Source organism: Actinomadura rubteroloni, assembly GCF_002911665.1.
GTDB classification, from domain to species: Bacteria; Actinomycetota; Actinomycetes; order Streptosporangiales; family Streptosporangiaceae; genus Spirillospora; species Spirillospora rubteroloni.
Map to the genome: position 1 here is coordinate 64,026 of NZ_MTBP01000005.1, position 16,505 is coordinate 80,530.

The 16,505-nt window shown below is 76.4% G+C and carries 15 protein-coding genes; 8 read left to right on the forward strand and 7 right to left on the reverse strand.

The features are described from left to right. Positions 1-170 precede the first annotated feature (170 nt). Both BTM25_RS26960 and BTM25_RS26965 read left to right on the forward strand, forming a co-directional pair. Entirely contained in the window at positions 171-2,330 is a 2,160-nt protein-coding gene (locus tag BTM25_RS26960) for an anthranilate synthase component I (protein WP_103566084.1), read from the forward strand. 36 nt (positions 2,331-2,366) lie between these two features. Then, complete coding sequence (locus BTM25_RS26965) at positions 2,367-3,281, forward strand: SDR family oxidoreductase (RefSeq protein WP_103566086.1); 915 nt, start codon at positions 2,367-2,369, stop codon at positions 3,279-3,281. Here the strand turns inward: BTM25_RS26965 and BTM25_RS26970 are convergent. Together BTM25_RS26970 and thyX are read right to left on the reverse strand one after the other, a co-directional pair. Continuing rightward, entirely contained in the window at positions 3,272-4,240 is a 969-nt protein-coding gene (locus BTM25_RS26970; protein ID WP_103566088.1) for a helix-turn-helix transcriptional regulator, read from the reverse strand. The two genes, BTM25_RS26965 and BTM25_RS26970, sit on opposite strands and share 10 nt — an antisense overlap. Positions 4,241-4,244: 4 nt before the next feature. Next, positions 4,245-5,042: an FAD-dependent thymidylate synthase gene (gene thyX, locus BTM25_RS26975; RefSeq protein ID WP_103566091.1), complete on the reverse strand. Its 798-nt coding sequence runs from the start codon at positions 5,040-5,042 to the stop codon at positions 4,245-4,247. Positions 5,043-5,148: 106 nt separating this feature from the next. On the opposite strand from thyX, the gene BTM25_RS26980 reads away from it, so the two are divergent. Together BTM25_RS26980 and BTM25_RS26985 are read left to right on the forward strand one after the other, a co-directional pair. Further along, positions 5,149-5,871 (forward strand): dienelactone hydrolase family protein, encoded by a 723-nt coding sequence (locus BTM25_RS26980; protein ID WP_103566094.1) that lies wholly within the window; start codon positions 5,149-5,151, stop codon positions 5,869-5,871. A gap of 75 nt (positions 5,872-5,946) precedes the next feature. Beyond that, positions 5,947-6,753: a helix-turn-helix domain-containing protein gene (locus BTM25_RS26985; RefSeq protein ID WP_103566567.1), complete on the forward strand. Its 807-nt coding sequence runs from the start codon at positions 5,947-5,949 to the stop codon at positions 6,751-6,753. A gap of 110 nt (positions 6,754-6,863) precedes the next feature. Here the strand turns inward: BTM25_RS26985 and BTM25_RS26990 are convergent, their stop codons facing one another. Next, positions 6,864-8,021 (reverse strand): globin domain-containing protein, encoded by a 1,158-nt coding sequence (locus BTM25_RS26990; RefSeq protein ID WP_103566095.1) that lies wholly within the window; start codon positions 8,019-8,021, stop codon positions 6,864-6,866. 454 nt (positions 8,022-8,475) lie between these two features. Here BTM25_RS26990 and BTM25_RS26995 point away from each other — a divergent pair, with 454 nt between their 5' ends. Beyond that, positions 8,476-9,426, forward strand: coding sequence for an alpha/beta hydrolase (locus tag BTM25_RS26995; protein WP_103566098.1), 951 nt, complete (start codon positions 8,476-8,478; stop codon positions 9,424-9,426). Positions 9,427-9,429: 3 nt separating this feature from the next. Here the strand turns inward: BTM25_RS26995 and BTM25_RS27000 are convergent, their stop codons facing one another. The 4 genes from BTM25_RS27000 to BTM25_RS27015 form a co-directional block, all read right to left on the reverse strand. Then, positions 9,430-9,861 carry an SRPBCC family protein gene (locus BTM25_RS27000; protein ID WP_103566100.1) on the reverse strand — a complete coding sequence of 144 codons (432 nt, stop codon included), beginning with the start codon at positions 9,859-9,861 and terminating at the stop codon, positions 9,430-9,432. Positions 9,862-9,938: 77 nt separating this feature from the next. Continuing rightward, positions 9,939-10,505, reverse strand: a complete 567-nt coding sequence (locus BTM25_RS27005) for a TetR family transcriptional regulator (RefSeq protein ID WP_103566104.1) — start codon at positions 10,503-10,505, stop codon at positions 9,939-9,941. 49 nt (positions 10,506-10,554) lie between these two features. Next, positions 10,555-11,325 carry an ABC transporter ATP-binding protein gene (locus BTM25_RS27010; protein ID WP_103566106.1) on the reverse strand — a complete coding sequence of 257 codons (771 nt, stop codon included), beginning with the start codon at positions 11,323-11,325 and terminating at the stop codon, positions 10,555-10,557. Then, the gene (locus BTM25_RS27015; protein WP_103566108.1) at positions 11,312-12,037 is read right to left on the reverse strand and encodes a hypothetical protein; all 726 of its coding nucleotides are present in this window, start codon (positions 12,035-12,037) and stop codon (positions 11,312-11,314) included. The genes BTM25_RS27010 and BTM25_RS27015 overlap by 14 nt, the downstream gene beginning before the upstream one ends. Positions 12,038-12,174: 137 nt before the next feature. Between BTM25_RS27015 and BTM25_RS27020 the strand changes: the two genes are divergently transcribed. The 3 genes from BTM25_RS27020 to BTM25_RS27030 are packed head-to-tail and all read left to right on the forward strand — an operon-like array spanning position 12,175 to position 16,503. Beyond that, a complete protein-coding gene (locus BTM25_RS27020; RefSeq protein ID WP_103566112.1) occupies positions 12,175-14,217 on the forward strand; it encodes a HelD family protein in 2,043 nt (680 codons plus the stop codon). Between the two features lie 40 nt (positions 14,218-14,257). After that, the gene (locus tag BTM25_RS27025) at positions 14,258-15,451 is read left to right on the forward strand and encodes an acyl-CoA dehydrogenase family protein (protein ID WP_103566113.1); all 1,194 of its coding nucleotides are present in this window, start codon (positions 14,258-14,260) and stop codon (positions 15,449-15,451) included. After that, positions 15,448-16,503 carry an acyl-CoA dehydrogenase family protein gene (locus tag BTM25_RS27030; RefSeq protein ID WP_103566116.1) on the forward strand — a complete coding sequence of 352 codons (1,056 nt, stop codon included), beginning with the start codon at positions 15,448-15,450 and terminating at the stop codon, positions 16,501-16,503. The genes BTM25_RS27025 and BTM25_RS27030 overlap by 4 nt, the downstream gene beginning before the upstream one ends. Positions 16,504-16,505 lie beyond the last annotated feature (2 nt).

A 16,505-nucleotide genomic window follows, 5' to 3' on the forward strand; every position in this document is an offset into this window, starting at 1 on the left:
CGCGCGAGCGGGTACTGTCGCCCCATGCGAACCGGTCATCGCCAGTGGTGGTGGCGCCGCTGAGGCGGCGCCGGTTCTCGCACGTTCGACTTCCAGCGACCGCCCCGTCCGGCGGTCGTTTCGTTTTTCCGGCCACCGGCCGCGGGGCCTGACCACGAGGGGCCGCCACGGTGGAACCCACCGACCAGCAGCCGACGATCGGCCGGTTCGTCACGGCCGGGGGGATCCGCGTCACCCGGACCGCCACCCCCGTCGACTCCGCGCGCAAGTCCGACGTCCTGAACGGGCTCGTCGCCGCCGCGGGGGAGCGGCGCGGCGGCGTGCTGTCCTCCGGGATGGAGTACCCCGGCCGGTACAGCCGCTGGCACATGGCCTACGTCGACCCGTGCCTGGAGATCGTCGCGCGCGGCCGGGAGCTCACCGTCACGGCCCTCAACGCGCGCGGCGAGGTGCTCGTCCCGTCCGTCGCCGCCGCGCTCGCGCCGACCGGGGAGCCGCGCGGGACCGACGCCCGGCGCACGGCGGTGTTCGTGCCCGAGTCGGCGGAGTTCTTCACCGAGGAGGAGCGCAGCCGCCGCCCGACCGTCTTCACCGCGCTGCGCGCCGTCGTGGACCTGTTCCGCTGCGACGACCCGCACCTCGGCCTCTACGGCGCGTTCGGCTACGACCTGTCGCTCCAGTTCGAGCCGCTGCGCACCCGGCTGGAGCGGCCCGACGACCAGCGCGACCTCGTCCTGCACCTCGCCGACGAGATGGTCGTCGTGGACCGCAAGCGCGAGACGTCGCACCGCATGGCCTACGAGTTCGCCACCGCCGACGGCGGCGACACCACGGGCCTGCCGCGCGCGACCGAGCCCGTCCCGGTCCGGGCGCCCGCGCCGCTGCCGCCGCAGCCCGTCCCGGGCGTGTACGCGCAGATGGTCCGGGACGCGCGGGACAAGTTCGTCCGCGGCGACCTGTTCGAGGTGACGCCCGGCCACGCGATGCACGCCCGCTGCGCCTCGCCGACGGCGTTCTTCGAGCGGCTGCGCGAGTCCAACCCGGCGCCGTACGAGTTCCTGTTCAACCTCGGCGACGGCGAGTTCCTCGTGGGCGCGTCGCCGGAGATGTTCGTCCGGGTGTCCGGCGACCGCGTCGAGACCTGCCCGATCGCCGGGACGATCCGGCGCGGCGCCGACGCGCTGGAGGACGCCGAGCAGATCCGCGCGATCCTGTCGTCGGCCAAGGACGAGTCCGAGCTGACCATGTGCACCGACGTGGACCGCAACGACAAGTCCCGGGTCTGCGTGCCCGGCAGCGTCCGCGTCCTCGGCCGCCGCCAGATCGAGCTGTACTCGCGGCTCATCCACACCGTCGACCACATCGAGGGGCGGCTGCGGCCCGGCTTCGACGCGTTCGACGCGTTCCTCACGCACATGTGGGCCGTGACCGTCACCGGCGCGCCGAAGACGTGGGCGATGCAGTTCATCGAAGACCACGAGGACGCGCCGCGCCGCTGGTACGGGGGAGCGGTCGGCTGCGTCGGCTTCGACGGGTCGATGAACACGGGCCTGACGCTGCGGACCGCGCAGATCCGCGACGGCGTCGCGACCGTGCGGGCGGGCGCGACCCTGCTCTACGACTCCGTCCCCGAGGAGGAGGAGCGCGAGACGCACCTGAAGGCGAGCGCGCTGCTCCGGGCCCTCGCCGACGCGGCGGGCGAGGCCGGGCCCGCGCCGGAGGCCGAGCCCGAGCGGGCCGGCGCCGGGACGAAGGTGCTGCTGGTCGACCACGAGGACTCGTTCGTCAACACGCTCGCCGACTACTTCCGCCAGCACGGCGCGGACGTGGTGACGCTCCGGCACGGCTTCCCGACGCGGATGCTGGACGAGCACGCCCCCGACCTCGTCGTGCTGTCGCCCGGTCCGGGCCGTCCGGCGGACTTCGCGATGGACGCCCTGCTCGGCGAGCTGGACGCGCGCGGCCTGCCGGTGTTCGGCGTCTGCCTCGGCCTCCAGGCGATGGTCGAGCACGCGGGCGGGACGCTCGCCCTGCTGCCCGAGCCCGCGCACGGCAAGCCCGGCGAGGTGAAGGTCACCGGCGGCGCGCTGTTCGCGGGCCTGCCCGACCAGTTCACCGCCGCCCGCTACCACTCGCTGCACGCCACGCCCGACCGGGTGCGCGGCTTCGAGGTGACCGCGCTGACCGGCGACGTCGTCATGGCGATCGAGGACCCCGCGCGGCGGCGGTGGGCGGTGCAGTTCCACCCCGAGTCGATCCTGACGGCGGCGGGCTCGGCCGGGCACACGATCGTCGGGAACGTCCTGCGGCTCGCGGCGCGCAAAACCTGACGTCGGCTGTCATGTTTCCCGGGCAGGATCGGGAGCATGGAAGCGAACGCACCGAAGATCTGCCTGGTCGCGGGCGCGACGCGCGGCGCGGGCCGGGGCATCGCCGTGGCGCTGGGCGCGGCCGGGCACGTCGTGTACGTCACCGGCCGCACCACCCGCGCGGCGCGGTCGGAGATGGACCGGCCCGAGACGATCGAGGACACGGCCGATCTGGTCACGGCGGCGGGCGGCACCGGCGTGGCCGTCCCCGCCGACCACCTCGACCCCGCCGCCGTGACGGCCGTGGTCGACCGGATCCGCGCCGGCCACGGGCGCCTGGACGTCCTCGTCAACGACATCTGGGGCGGCGACCACCTCGCCGCGTTCGGGAAGCCGCTGTGGGAGCAGCCGCTCGACGCGGGGCTGCGGATGCTGCGCCTCGCGGTCGAGACGCACATCGTCACCAGCCACCGCGCGCTGCCGCTGCTGCTGGAGAACCCCGGCGGGCTCGTCGTGGAGATCACCGACGGGACGGCCGAGTTCAACGCCGAGTACCGCGCCGACGTCGGCCTGTTCTACGACCTGGCCAAGTGGTCGGTCATCCGGCTGGCGGCGGCGCAGGCCGCCGAGATCGGCCCGCGCGGCGGCACGGCGGTCGCGCTCAGCCCCGGCTTCCTGCGGTCGGAGGCGATGCTGGAGCGGTTCGGGGTCACCGAGGAGAACTGGCGCGACGGCGTCGCCGAGGACCCGCACTTCGCGATCTCCGAGACGCCCGCGTTCGTCGGCCGGGCCGTCGCCGCGCTCGCCGGGGACCCCGGCCGGGCGCGCTGGAACGGACGGTCGTTGTCGTCGGGGGAGCTGGCCCGCGCGTACGGGTTCACCGACCTGGACGGCAGCCGTCCCGACGCGTTCCGCTACATCACCGAGATCGCGCTCGCGGGCCGGCCCGCCGACGTCACCGGCTACCGGTAGAGCGCCGCGAGCCGCGCGCCCTCCTCCGCCAGGCGGGCGCGCAGGCCCGCCGGCTCCAGCACCTCGGCGTCGGCGCCGAGCCGCAGCAGCTCGAAGTAGGCGACGTCCTCGGACTCGACCGGGAGCGTCGCCGTCACCCAGCCGCGCGCGTCCGGCTCCCCGGCGGACTCGGCCGCCCGCCGCGCCGCGTAGCCGTCCACGGCGTGCCGCAGGCCGCGCAGCCCCGCCGGGCTCAGCCGCACGACGACCTCCGCGCGGAACATCGACCGCAGGAAGCCGTCGGCCTGGCCCGTCCAGAACGCGGCGAGGTCGAAGCGGCCGTCGCGGTCGAACGCCGCGCCCGTCGCCCGGACGGCCGTCACCCGGTCCGCGCGGTAGGTGCGGTGCTGCCCGTTCACCGCCGCGACCAGGTACCAGACGCCGTTCTTCAGGACCAGCCCGTACGGGTCGGCCGTCCGCTCGACCTCCGCGCCGGACGGGCGCCGGTAGCGCAGCTCGACGACCGCGTCGTCCCAGACCGCGCGCGCCAGCTCCGGCAGCAGGGCGGGCGGGGCGTGCGCGGTGTGCCAGCCGGGCGCGTCCAGATGGAACCGCTGCCCGGCGCGGGCGGGCGCGTCCCGCAGGGCCGCCGGCAGCGCCGCGACGACCTTCAGCTCGGCGGCGGCCACCGCGTCGGCGAGGCCCATCTCGGCGGCCGGGCCGGGCAGTCCCGCGAGGAACAGCGCCTCGGCCTCGGCGCGGCTGAGCCCGGTGAGCCGCGTCCGGTACCCGCCGACGAGCCGGAACCCGCCGTGCCGCCCCCGGTCGGCGTACACCGGGACGCCCGCCGCCGACAGCGCCTCGACGTCGCGGTGGATCGTCCGCTCCGACACCTCCAGCTCGGCGGCCAGCTCGGCGGCGGTCATCGCCTCCCGCGACTGGAGCAGCAGCACGAGCGAGATCAGCCGCGCCGCGCGCACGGGCTCAGACCTTGCGCCAGCGCGGGATCCAGGCGCCGTCCTCGACCTCGTAGTCGCCGAACAGCGCGGGCGCCTCGGCGCGGACGACCTCGCCGACCTTCCCGAACAGCAGCCGGATCTCCTCCTCGGCGCCCTCGGCCGTGCGCGCCTCGATCGTGTGGCGCAGCGTGCGGACGTTCGCCGTCCAGACCAGGCCGGTGCCGACGCCCTCGGGGGCGAACCGCCGCATGAACGACGTCCGGTGCTTCTTCTCCTTGAACGGGACGCCGTCGTCGTCCAGCCCGAAGTGCCCGGCCATCCAGAGCTGGAACTCCTCCATCTGCTCCAGCAGGGCGGTGGCGCGCTCCATCAGTTCCTTGTCGTCGCGCGCCCACTCGGGGAACCAGAACGGGATGTCCTGGAGCCGGACGAACCGCATCGACTCCTGCGAGATCGCCGTCCCCGGACGGTGCCGGACGAGTTCGTGCGTGAGCACCCGGCTGACGTTGTGCAGGACGAAGCTGAAGCTCACGTGCTCCAGTACCGAGCCGTGCATGCTGCGCAGGATGTTCTGGAGGTACTCGTCCTGGTCGGTCCGGACGCGGACGACGTTCGGGTTCAGCCCCGGCTCCCACGACCGGTAGCAGAGCCGCCCGGCGAACTCGGCGAGGTTCTGCGGGTCGTTCAGGCCGGCGTCGAGGTCGCCGCGGTCCAGGCGCTCCAGCCAGCTCTCCCCGCCGACGTCGCGCAGATACCGGGCGACCTCCGCGTAGTCGAGTTCCGGCTTGGCCACGAGGAAGACCTCGGGTTCCACGCTCTTCACTGCACTCCCATCCGTCGTCCGACCCGTCAAGGTTGCCAGGTCGCGGGCCTGCCCGCGACCGCGGGGCCCTGGCCGAGACGTCGCGGATGCGCCAGAGTGTGGCGGCATGACTGACATCAGCGTTGCCGTCGACGGCGTCGAGCGGTCCGCGTACCTGGCCGTCCCCGAGGGGGAGGGGCCGTGGCCCGCCGTCGTCGTGATCTTCGAGCTGGTCGGCGCGAACGCGGACATGCGCGCGCAGGCCGACCGGCTCGCGGCGAACGGGTACCTGGCGCTGCTGCCCGACCTCTACGACGGCAAACCGTGGATCCGGTGCGTCAGCCGGGCGATGCGCGAGTTCCGGGCGGGCAGGGGGCCGAGCTTCGCGTTCCTGGAGGCGTCCCGCGCGTGGCTGGCGGCGCGCGCGGACTGCACCGGCCGCGTCGGCGTCGCGGGGTTCTGCCTGGGCGGCGGGTTCGCGCTGCTGGCGGCGGCGGGCGGCGGGTTCGACGCGGCGGCCGTGAACTACGGGCTGCTGCCCAACGATCTGGAGGAGGCGCTGTCGGGCGCGTGCCCGGTCGTCGCGAACTACGGCGGACGGGACCGGCTGCTGAAGGGCGCGGCGGCGAAGCTGGACCGGACGCTCACGGTCCTCGGCGTCGACCACGACGTGAAGGAGTACCCCGACGCGGGCCACAGCTTCCTCACCGAGACGCCGGTGCCCGTGGCGGCGGTGCCGCTCATGCGGGTGACGCTCGGCGTCGGGATCGGCCGCGAGTTCGGCCCGGAGGCGTGGGAGCGCATCTTCGCGTTCTTCGGCGCCCACCTCGCCAACGGATCTACAACGTAAAGGCGGCGGGCGCATGACCTCCGGCGTCATGGCCGCGGTGATCCGCACGTCGTTACCGTGGGGCGCGTGACCACGATGACGACCGCGCTCGCCGACGTCCGACCGATCGGCGAGCACCTGCGCGCGTGGCGGCAGCGCCGCCGGATGAGCCAGCTCGAACTCGCCTCCGAGGCCGACGTGTCGACCCGGCACCTCAGCTTCGTGGAGACCGGACGGTCCGCGCCGAGCCGCGAGATGGTGCTGCGCCTCGCCGAGCACCTGGACGTCCCGCTGCGCGACCGCAACCTCATGCTCGTCGCCGCCGGGTACGCGCCCGTCTACGCCGAGACGCCGATCCGGGAGCCCCGGATGGACGCGGTGCGCGCGGCGCTGCGCCAGGTCCTGGACGGCCACGAGCCCTACCCGGCCGTCGTGGTGGACCGGTTCTGGAACCTCGTGGAGTCCAACGCCGCCGCCGGGCTGTTCCTGGAGGGCACGCCGCCGCACCTGCTGGCGCCGCCGGTGAACGTCCTGCGGCTCAGCCTCCACCCCGACGGCATGGCGCGGCACATCGCGAACCTGCCCGAGTGGCGCGCGCACATGGTCGGGCGGCTGCGGCGGCACGTCGCGCTGACCGGCGACGCGTCGCTCACCGCCCTGTACCGGGAGATGCGCGACTACCCGGACGCGGGGCCGGTCGGCGACGCGTTCCCGCCGCCGTCCGGAGACGAGGTCCTGGTCCCGCTGCGGCTCCGCGCGGAGGGCCGCGAGCTGGCGTTCTTCAGCACGATCGCGACGTTCGGCAGCCCGCTGGACATCACGGTCGCCGAGCTGGCGATCGAGTCGTTCTACCCGGCGGACCCGGCGACGGCCGCGTACCTGCGCGAGCGCGCGGACCGCTGACCGCGCGGGAACGGGACCCCGGCCCGCCCGCGCCGCGGGCCGGGGCCGCTCCCCCTGTTCCCCCCTCGGATGCCCCGCGGCTCCCCTTCCACGGCGCGGCGGGCGGGTCTCTAGGCGTGCGCGACCGGGCGGTCGCGGTCGGCGCCGGGCAGGACGGTCTCGCCGGTCGCGGCCAGTTCGTGGCGCACGCGGCCGGCCGGCACGCCGCAGCGGTCGAGCGCGTCGAGCGCGCCCCGGACCATCGCGGGCGGCCCGGCCACGTAGACGTCGTGGCCGGCGGGGTCGGGGACGGCGTCGAGCAGGTCCGCCAGCGCGTCCGGCAGCGGGCCGAACTCGTCCTGCGGGACGGCGGTCACCCGGACCTCGGGCCGGGCCGACTCCAGCCGCCGCAGGTCGGGCAGGTCGTAGAGGTCGTCGGCCGAGCGCGCCCCGGCGAACAGGCGGACGGTGCGTCCCGGGGCGTCCGCCGCGGCCTGCTCGGCGAGGGCCTTGAGCGGGGCGAGGCCCGTCCCGCCGCCGAGCAGCAGCAGGTCGCGGCCGGACTCGGGGTCGAGGGTGAGCCCGCCGGCGGGCGGGCCGAGCAGCAGCGTGTCGCCGGCCCGGGTCTCGCGAACGAGCGCGCCGCTCACCCAGCCGCCGGGCACCGACCGGACGTGCAGCCGCAGCGTCCCGTCCGGTCGCGGCGCCCCGGCGAGCGAGTAGGGCCGCCAGACGCGGGGCCAGCGGGACGTCTGGACGGTCGCGTGCTGCCCGGCGGCGAACGGGTAGGGCCGGTCGGGCACGAGCGTGAGGACGGCGAGGTCGGGGCGCCGCCGGTCGTGCTCGGCGACCTCGGCGACCCACCACGGCGGGCCGGCCGCGGCGTCGGCCTCGGCCGCCGCGATCATGAGCGCGGCGGCCCGCGCGTAGGCGGCGGTCCAGGCGGCCTCGGCGCGGGCGCTCCACGCCGCGCCCGCGAACCGGCGGAGGGTGGCGACGAGGGCGTCGCCGAACACGGGGTAGTGCTCGGGCAGCACCCCGTACTTGCGGTGGGCGCGGCCGAGCGGTTCGAGCAGTCCGGCGAGTTCCGCGGGCTCGTCGGAGCGGAACACGACGACGGTGAGGGTCCGGAACAGGCGGTCGCGGGAGACGTCCATCGCGGGCGGGAACAACGCGCGCAGGCGCGGTTCCGCCGCGAACAGGCGGCCGTAGAAATAGGCGGCGGCCTTGTCCTCCGTGACGTCTCCGGGGAGATATGTCGCTTTGAGTATTTCGGGTTCCACGGACATTACCGTTTTTCGCCCCCCAAGGCTTCGGTGGCCGGTTCCCGGTGTTCCCCGGCGCCTCTCCGCGCCCCCGGTCGTCCGGCTTGGTGAGATTCTCGCATCGGAAGCCGCAGGTACTCAACCGATTCCCGGCAAGCCGCACAGATCGCTGCGAAGAGTAATCGGCACGGGATTTGGCGTAATCGGGCGCGCGGACGGGGTCGGGTGGAGCATACTGATCGGTATCCGTGTCGGTTCCGCAAAGGGCGGATCGCGCTTTTCGGGGGACGTGCCGGAAATCCGGTGGACGATCCTTATTCACGGGGGAGAATTCTTCGACCCGGGGCGGGGCGTCCCGGCCGCCGCGACGATGCGCGATGATGCGGGACGGGCGGCGCCGGGCCGTCGGATGGATCACAGTCCGGAATGCCCGCGCCGAACCGGGGAACCGCACCGACGACGACGAAGGAGGCTTGTCATGGCACTGCACCCGCAGACCGCCCGGTTCCTGGAGCAGCTTCGCGGCCTGGCGGCGCTGGCCGTCGAGCCGCCCTCGATCGAGGAGTCGCGGCGCGTCCTCGGCGCCGAGTACCCGCTGGAGCGCCCCGAGCTGGCGCACGTCGAAGACTTGGCGGTGGACGGCCCCGGCGGCCCGGTACCCGTCCGCCGGTACCGGCCGGTGCCCGGGGAGGAGCCGCTGCCCGCGCTCGTGTACCTGCACGGCGGCGGGTGGGTGCTCGGCGGCCTGGAGAACGTCGACGTGTCCTGCCGCGACCTGGCCGCCGCGACGCGCTGCACCGTCCTGTCCGTCGACTACCGGCTTGCGCCCGAGCACCCGTTCCCGGCCGCCGTCGAGGACGCCTGGGCCGTGACCGGGGCGCTGTTCCGGACGCCGGAGCGGTTCGGGATCGACCCCGCGCGGATCGCCGTCGCCGGGGACAGCGCGGGCGGCAACCTCGCCGCCGCCGTCGCCCTGCTCGCCCGCGACGCGGACCTGCCGCTGGCGCACCAGCTCCTCGTCTACCCCGTCACCGACACCGCGCGCGACACCCCGAGCTGGGGCGCCTACGGTTCCGGCTACGGGCTGGACGCCAAGGAGATGGCGCGGTTCATGGACCTCTACCGGGGCGACGCCGACCCGTGCCACCCGCTGCTGGCGCCGCTGCGCGCCCCGGACCTGTCCGGCGTGGCGCCCGCGACGGTCATCACCGCCGAGTACGACATCCTGCGCGACGAGGGCGAGGCGTACGCGCGGCGGCTGGCGGCGGCGGGCGTCGCTGTCGAGCACCGGCGGTTCCCGGGCGTCGTCCACTCGTTCTTCCTGCTGCCCGAGCTGTTCGACACGGGCGCCGAGGCCCGGACGTGGGCGGTGGACCTGCTGCGCGTGGCGCTCGGCGTGGACCGGGAGCCGGTGCCCGGCGGGTCCTGACGGTCAGGGGAAGCGGCGGGACAGGGCCTCCAGCCCGCCGCCGTAGATCCCGCCGGAGAACGTCCGCTCCATCGCGCGCTCGTCGGCGGGGTCGGCGGTGAACGTCCCGCTCCACTCGATGAGGGCCCGTCCGGTGCCGGGGACGGGCGCGACGCGGATCCGGCCCCGGACGTCGCGGACCGGCAGCGGGCAGGACAGGGTCTCGTAGGCGTAGCGGCGGGCGGCGTCGTCGAGCGCGGTCAGCCGTTCGCGGAACACCGAGCCGGGGCCGATGAGCCGCCGGACGCAGCCGATCCGGTCGCCGGGACCGCCGTCCTCGATGACGGCCGTGTCGACGCCCGGCATCCACGCGGCGAGGCCCGCGAAGTCGCGGACGTAGGCCCACACCTCGTCGGCGGTGGCGTTGAGGACGGCGCTGGCGTACGGCCTCGGCATCGGGACTCCTCGGCGGGGCGGGACGGGAGGTGCCCCCATGCTGCGCCCCCGATGTGATCCGGGCAACACCCCCGGGGTCAGTCCGGCGGCGTCAGGCCGAGCGCGCGGACGACCAGGCGCGCGATCAGCCGGGCCGTCCGGTCCGGCGGCAGCGACGGCAGCACGATGTGGCTCATCACCAGCCGGACGGCGGCGTCGGCGACCTCGGGGAGGTCCGGTCCGACCAGCTCCGGCCAGCGCGCCCGCGCGTGCTCCACGACGCGGGCGCTCGCGGTGAACAGCACCGGCTCGGCCTGAGTCGTCAGCAGCGGCAGCAGTTCGTCGCCGCCCGCGCCGGTCAAGACGGCCTTCTTGATCGGGTCGTCGGCGGACAGCTCCAGGGTGAACTCGACCGCCGCGAGCACGGCCGAGTACAGGTCGTCGTGCGCGGTGAGGATGTGGTCGATGCCGTCCAGGTAGCGCTCGTTGTCGCGCAGCACGACGGCCTGCGCGAGGCCCCACTTGTCGCCGAACTCGTTGTAGACGGTCTGCCGGCTGACGCCCGCCGCGTCGGCGACGTCGCGCATGCGCACCGCCCGGTAGCCGCGGCGGACCAGCAGGTCGGCGGCGGCGTCGAGCAGAGCGTCGCGCACCGGGGAACCCATCGGAGACCTCCGTTCCAGGCGGCGGGGCCGGTGACCCGCCGTGTCCCGATTATCGCCGGGCGAACGCGGCGCGGACGCCGGGGTCGGCGCGCACCCGGGCGGGCGGCCCGGCCGCGACGACCCGGCCGCGGTCCAGGACGTACAGCGTGTCGCAGACGCCGAGGACGCGGTCCAGGTCGCGGTCGGCGACCAGCACGGCGACGCCCTCGGCGGCCAGTTCGCGCAGCAGCACCTCCAGCGCCCGCGCGGCGGGCACCGGCAGGCCGGCGGACGGGTCGTCCAGCAGCAGCACACGGGGCCGGGTCGCGAGCGCGCGGGCGATGTCGAGCAGCCGCGCCGTCCCGGGCGGGACGGCCGACGCCGCGCGGCCCGCGTGCGCGGCGATCCCGGTGCGGGCCAGCAGCGCGTCGGCCGTCGCACCGGACGCCTGGCGCAGCGCCTTGCGGCGGCTGCGGACGTCGCGCCACCCGCGCCCGGCGACCGGGCGGGTCCGCGCGTGGATCTCGACGGCCGCGCGGACGTTGTCGCGGACGGTCAGCGACCCGAACGGCGCGGCGGCGGCGGACGTCCGGGCCAGCCCGTGCCGCGCCCGGACGCGCGGGGCGGCGCCGGTGAGGTCGGCGCCGTCGAGGCGGACGGTCCCGGCGGCGCGCACCAGGCCGGTGACGGCGTCGGCGAACGCGGTCTTGCCCGCGCCCGGCGGCCCGACGAGCCCGGTGACGGCGCCGGGCGGGACGGCGAGGTCGACGTCGTGAAGGACGGTCAGTGCGCCGAACCGGACGGTCAGGCCCGTCGCCCGCAGGCCCTCAACGGCGGGCATCGAGGACCGTCCGGACGGCGGGGGAGCGGCGGGCGACGGCGAGGACGGCCCCGCACGCCAGCAGCGTCACGGCGGCCGGGAGCGCGCCCGCCCAGTCCCCGGCGCCGGTGCGGGCGGCTGCGGCCAGCGGCGGACCGGCGGCCCCCGCGATCCCGGCCGCGCACGCCCCCAGGCCCGCCCGGACGGCCCGCGCGGGCGCGCCGAGCAGGGCCGCCGCGTCCGGGTCGTCCAGGACGGCGCGCGCCAGCCGTCCGCGCGCCCCGCGCCGCAGCGCGACGGCGCCCAGGGCCGCGACCGCCGTCAGCGCGAGCCCGGCGAGCGCGGCCGGGACCGGCGGCGCCTGCCGGGCGGGGGGCAGCACGGCCACCGCCGCGACCAGCGCGGGCACACCGGCGGCGGCGCCCGCGCGGCGCAGCCGGGGGCCGGGGCCGAGCGCGGCGAGCAGCGCCCCGGCGCCCGCCGCGACCGGGCCGGCCGCGAGCCACGCCTGCCACGGGACGCCGCACGCGCCGCAGGCCAGGGCGCTCGCGCCCGCGACGGCGAGCGGCGCGGGGGAGACGCCGCCGTCGGGTGCGGCCAGCGGCGCGAGGGACAGCAGGGCGAGCGCGGCCCCGGCCGCCGCGACGGCGAGCACGGTGGGCGGCACCCCGGCGGCGAGCGCGAGGACGGGCGCCGCGAGCAGCGCGGCGGCGAGCGGGGAACGGCGTCGCATCGCACCTCCGGATGTGATGTGGATCACTCCCTGGGTCCACCCTAATGATCCCGTCCGGTCCCGGCAACGCCCCGGCGCCGCTCGGCTAGGCTGGTGCGTTCCGCTCTCGCCCGCCCCTCGTCCGGAGGTCCGTCAGCATGCCCGGGGGAACGCACGACGATCCGGAGCTCGCCGCCGAGCGGGCCTACCTCACCGACGCCCGCGCGGCGCTGCGGCGGATGCGCGAGCACGCGGAGGCGCAGTCCGCCGACACCGCCGCCGACTGGGTGTCGCGCCAGTTCCTGGAGTCCCTGCTCGACGAGCGCGTGGCCGCGCTCGCCGACCGGCCGGACGCCCCGCTGTTCTTCGGCCGGATGGACGGCGCCCCCGGGCCCGGCGTCCCCGGCACGCTGTACATCGGGCGGCGGCACGTCCACGACGGGGCCGAGGGCCGTCCGCTCGTCCTGGACTGGCGGGCCCCGGTCGCCCGCGCGTTCTACCAGGCGGGCCCCGGCGACCCGCTGGGCTGGACGCGCCGCCGCCGGTTCGGCTTCCAGGGCGGCGCGCTGACCGCGTTCGAGGACGAGCCGCTGGACGGCCGCGCGCTCGGCCCGTCCGCCATCCTCACCGCCGAGATCGAGCGGCCCCGCACCGGCCCGATGCGCGACATCGTCGCGACGATCCAGCCCGAGCAGGACGCGCTCGTGCGCGCGGACCTGACCGTCACCGTCTGCGTCCAGGGCGCGCCCGGCACCGGGAAGACCGCCGTCGGCCTGCACCGCGCCGCCTACCTGCTGTTCGCGCACCGCGAGCGGCTCGCGCGGTCCGGCGTGCTGATCGTCGGCCCGAACCGCGCGTTCCTCGCCTACATCGCGGCCGTGCTGCCCGCGCTCGGCGAGGTCAGCGTCGAGCAGGCCACCGTGGACGACCTGCTCGGCGCCCCCGCCGCGGCCGAGGACGCCGCGACCGCCGCGCTGAAGGGCGACGCGCGCATGGCGGACGTGCTGCGCCGGGCGCTGTGGCTGCACGTCCGCAAGCCCGAGGACGGGCTGCTCGTCACGCGCGGCGTCAACCGGTACCGGCTCGCCGACCACGAGGTCCGCGAGATCGCCGCCGCGCTGCGCGGCACGGTCCGCTACGGCAACGGCCGCGCGATGTTCGCGCAGCGGCTCGCGCACCAGATCCTCGTCCGGATGGAGCGGCGCGGCGAGGCCCCCGACGACCGCGTGCAGGACCAGGTCGCCCGGTCCAGGCCGGTCAAGGAGCTGCTGGACCGCGTCTGGCCGAAGGTGACGCCCGAGCAGGTCCTGTACCGGCTGCTGTCGGACGCCGACTTCCTCGCCGACGCCGCGCGCGGCGCCCTCGACCCCGCCGAGCAGGCCGCCCTGCTCTGGACGAAGCCGTACCGATCGCACCGGTCCGCGAAGTGGACCCGCGCCGACCGCGCCCTGCTGGACGAGCTGGCCGACCTCACCGAGCGGACGCCCTCGCTCGGCCATCTCGTCGCCGACGAGGCGCAGGACCTGTCCCCGATGCAGCTCCGCGCGCTCGGCCGCCGCTGCGCGAACGGGTCCGCGACCGTCCTCGGCGACCTCGCGCAGGGCACGACGCCGTGGTCGGCGCGCTCGTGGAAGGAGGTGCTGGAGCACCTCGGGCAGGACGGGGAGGTGGCCGAGCTGGCGACCGGGTTCCGCGTCCCCGGCACCGTCCTGGACTTCGCCGCGCGGCTGCTCCCGCACGTCGCGCCGGGCCTGGCCGCGCCGCGCTCGCTGCGCGCGGGCGCCGGGGCGCTCGCCGTCCGCCGCGTGCCCGACCTCGCGGCGGCCGTGGCGCGGGCCGCCGCCGAGGCGCTGGAGCGGCCCGGGTCGGTCGCGCTCATCGCGCCCGACGCGGCGGTCGCCGGGCACGCCGCCGCGCTCGCCGCGGCCGGGATCGCACGCGGCGTCCTCGGCCCGGACGGCGCCCCGGACGGGACGGACGCGCGGCTGCTCGTCGTCCCCGCGACCGTCGCCAAGGGCCTGGAGTACGACCACGTGATCGTCGCCGAGCCCGCCGCGATCGCCGCCGCCGAGGAACGCGGGCTCGCCCGGCTCTATGTCGTGCTGACCAGGGCCGTCAGCACGCTGACCGTCCTGCACACCGGCGGTCTGCCCGCCGCGCTGGCCGGACGGGACGTTGACGCGGGCGGTCCCGGTTCCTAGGGTGAGCGGCCTACCGACCGGTTGGTATGGAGGTCCGCCCGTGAGCACCGCCCCGCCGGACGAAGCCGGGCTGGACCGGCGCGTCCGGGACTTCCTCGCCGTCCACGACCCCGCCGCGACCGACCGGCGCGACTTCCTGCGCGCCCGCTTCGACGCCGGCCTGGCCTGGGTGCACTACCCGCCGGGCCTCGGCGGGCTCGGCGCGCCGCGCGCCCTCCAGGACGGCGTCGACCGGCTGTTCGCGGCGGCGGGCGCGCCCGGCAACCGGCCCGAGCGCAACGCGATCGGCCTCGGCATGGCCGCCCCGACGATCCTCGCGTTCGGCACCGACGAGCAGAAGAAGCGGTTCCTGCGCCCGCTGTGGACGGGCGAGGAGGTCTGGTGCCAGCTCTTCAGCGAGCCCGGCGCCGGATCCGACCTCGCCGCGCTCGCGACCCGCGCCGTCCGCGACGGCGACGGCTGGACCGTGGACGGCCAGAAGGTCTGGACGTCGATGGCGCACGAGGCCAGGTTCGCGATCCTCGTCGCCCGCACCGACCCCGGCGTGCCCAAGCACCGCGGCATGACGTACTTCGTGTGCGACATGACCGACCCGGGCGTCGAGGTCCGGCCGCTGCGGCAGATGACCGGCGAGGCCGAGTTCAACGAGGTGTTCCTGACCGGTGCCCGGATCCCGGACGAGCACCGGCTCGGCGCGGTCGGCGACGGCTGGCGCGTCGCGATGGCCACGCTGATGAACGAGCGCGTCGCGATCGGCGGGCACGCCGCGCCCCGCGAGGGCGGCATGATCGGCGTCGTCGCCGCGCTCTGGCGCGACCGCCCCGACCTGCGCACCCCGGGCCTGCACGCCGAGCTGCTGCGGCTGTGGGCCGACGCCGAGGCGGCCCGGCTGACCGGCGAGCGGCTGCGCCAGCAGCTCGCGGCGGGCGCACCCGGCCCGGAGGGGTCGGCGGCCAAGCTCGCGTTCGCCCGCCTCAACCAGGAGATCTCCGGGCTGGAGCTGGAACTGCTCGCCGAGGACGGCCTGCGCTACGACGACTGGACGATGCGGCGTCCCGCCGAGGTGGACTTCACCCGCCGCTCGCCCGGCTACCGCTACCTGCGCGCCAAGGGCAACTCGATCGAGGGCGGCACCTCGGAGATCCTGCGCAACATCGTCGCCGAGCGGATCCTCGGGCTGCCCGCCGAGCCCCGCGCCGACAAGGACGTGCCCTGGAAGGACCTCCCCAAGTGAGCGACCTGCTGTACTCCGACGTCGAGGACGACCTGCGCGCCGGGCTCCGCGCCCTGCTGGCCGAGGCGTGCGCGTGGCCGGACGTCCTCGCCGGGACCGAGACCGACGCGCCCTACGACGCCGCGCTGTGGGAGCGGCTGACGGAGATGGGCGTGACCGCGCTGCCGGTGCCCGAGGCGGCGGGCGGCGCGGGCGCGTCGTGGCGGGAGGCGTCGGTGGTGCTGGAGGAGCTGGGCCGGGCCGTCGCGCCCGTCCCGTTCCTCGGCGCGGCCGTCCTCGGGACCGCCGCGCTGCTCGCGGCGGGCGCCCCGGACCTGGCGGCGGACGCGTCGGCCGTCCTCGCCGTCCCGCTCAGCACCCCGCCCGGCGCCGCGCCCGACGGCGTCCGCGCCGACGGCGGCCGGCTGACCGGTGTGATCACGGCCGTCGCGGACGCGGGCGCGGCGGCGACCCTGCTCGTCCCGGCGGGCGACGGCCTGTACGCGGTGGACCCCGGCGCGGACGGCGTCCGCGTCACCGAGGTCGTCGCGCTCGACATGACCCGGCGGCTGTCGGACGTCGCGCTCGCCGACGCGCCCGCCCGCCGGATCGGCGATACCGGCGCCGTCACCGCCGCGCTCACCACCGGCGCGGCGCTGCTGGCCGCCGAGCAGCTCGGGATCGCCGAACGCTGCCTGGAGATGACGGTCGAGTACGTCAGGACGCGGTACCAGTTCGGCCGTCCGGTCGGGTCCTACCAGGCGCTCAAGCACCGGCTCGCCGACCTGTGGGCGGCGGTCGCGCAGGCCCGCGCGGTCGTCCGGTACGCGGCCGGGTGCGCCGCGTCCGGCGACCCGGACCTGCCCGTCGCCGCCGCCGTCGCGCAGGCGCACTGCTCGGCCACGGCCGTCCGCGCCGCCGAGGAGTGCGTGCAGATGCACGGCGGCATCGGGTTCACCTGGGAGCACCCGGCGCACCTCTACCTCAAGCGGGCCAAGAGCGCGTCCCTGGCGCTCGGCACCGCCGACCGGCACCGCGCCGCCCTCGCCGGGCTGGTCGGCCTGCCCGCCTGAGG

Bases quoted from the DNA above. Each gene is read 5' to 3' on its own strand.
- BTM25_RS27000 (WP_103566100.1), bottom strand. From the start codon at position 9,861: ATGCCGAGGCCGTACGCCAGCGCCGTCCTCAACGCCACCGCCGACGAG.
- BTM25_RS27020 (WP_103566112.1), top strand. From the start codon at position 12,175: ATGCCCGGGGGAACGCACGACGATCCGGAGCTCGCCGCCGAGCGGGCC.
- BTM25_RS26965 (WP_103566086.1), top strand. From the start codon at position 2,367: ATGGAAGCGAACGCACCGAAGATCTGCCTGGTCGCGGGCGCGACGCGC.
- BTM25_RS26990 (WP_103566095.1), bottom strand. From the start codon at position 8,021: ATGTCCGTGGAACCCGAAATACTCAAAGCGACATATCTCCCCGGAGAC.
- BTM25_RS27005 (WP_103566104.1), bottom strand. From the start codon at position 10,505: ATGGGTTCCCCGGTGCGCGACGCTCTGCTCGACGCCGCCGCCGACCTG.
- BTM25_RS26995 (WP_103566098.1), top strand. From the start codon at position 8,476: ATGGCACTGCACCCGCAGACCGCCCGGTTCCTGGAGCAGCTTCGCGGC.
- BTM25_RS27010 (WP_103566106.1), bottom strand. From the start codon at position 11,325: ATGCCCGCCGTTGAGGGCCTGCGGGCGACGGGCCTGACCGTCCGGTTC.
- BTM25_RS26980 (WP_103566094.1), top strand. From the start codon at position 5,149: ATGACTGACATCAGCGTTGCCGTCGACGGCGTCGAGCGGTCCGCGTAC.
- BTM25_RS26985 (WP_103566567.1), top strand. From the start codon at position 5,947: ATGACGACCGCGCTCGCCGACGTCCGACCGATCGGCGAGCACCTGCGC.
- BTM25_RS27015 (WP_103566108.1), bottom strand. From the start codon at position 12,037: ATGCGACGCCGTTCCCCGCTCGCCGCCGCGCTGCTCGCGGCGCCCGTC.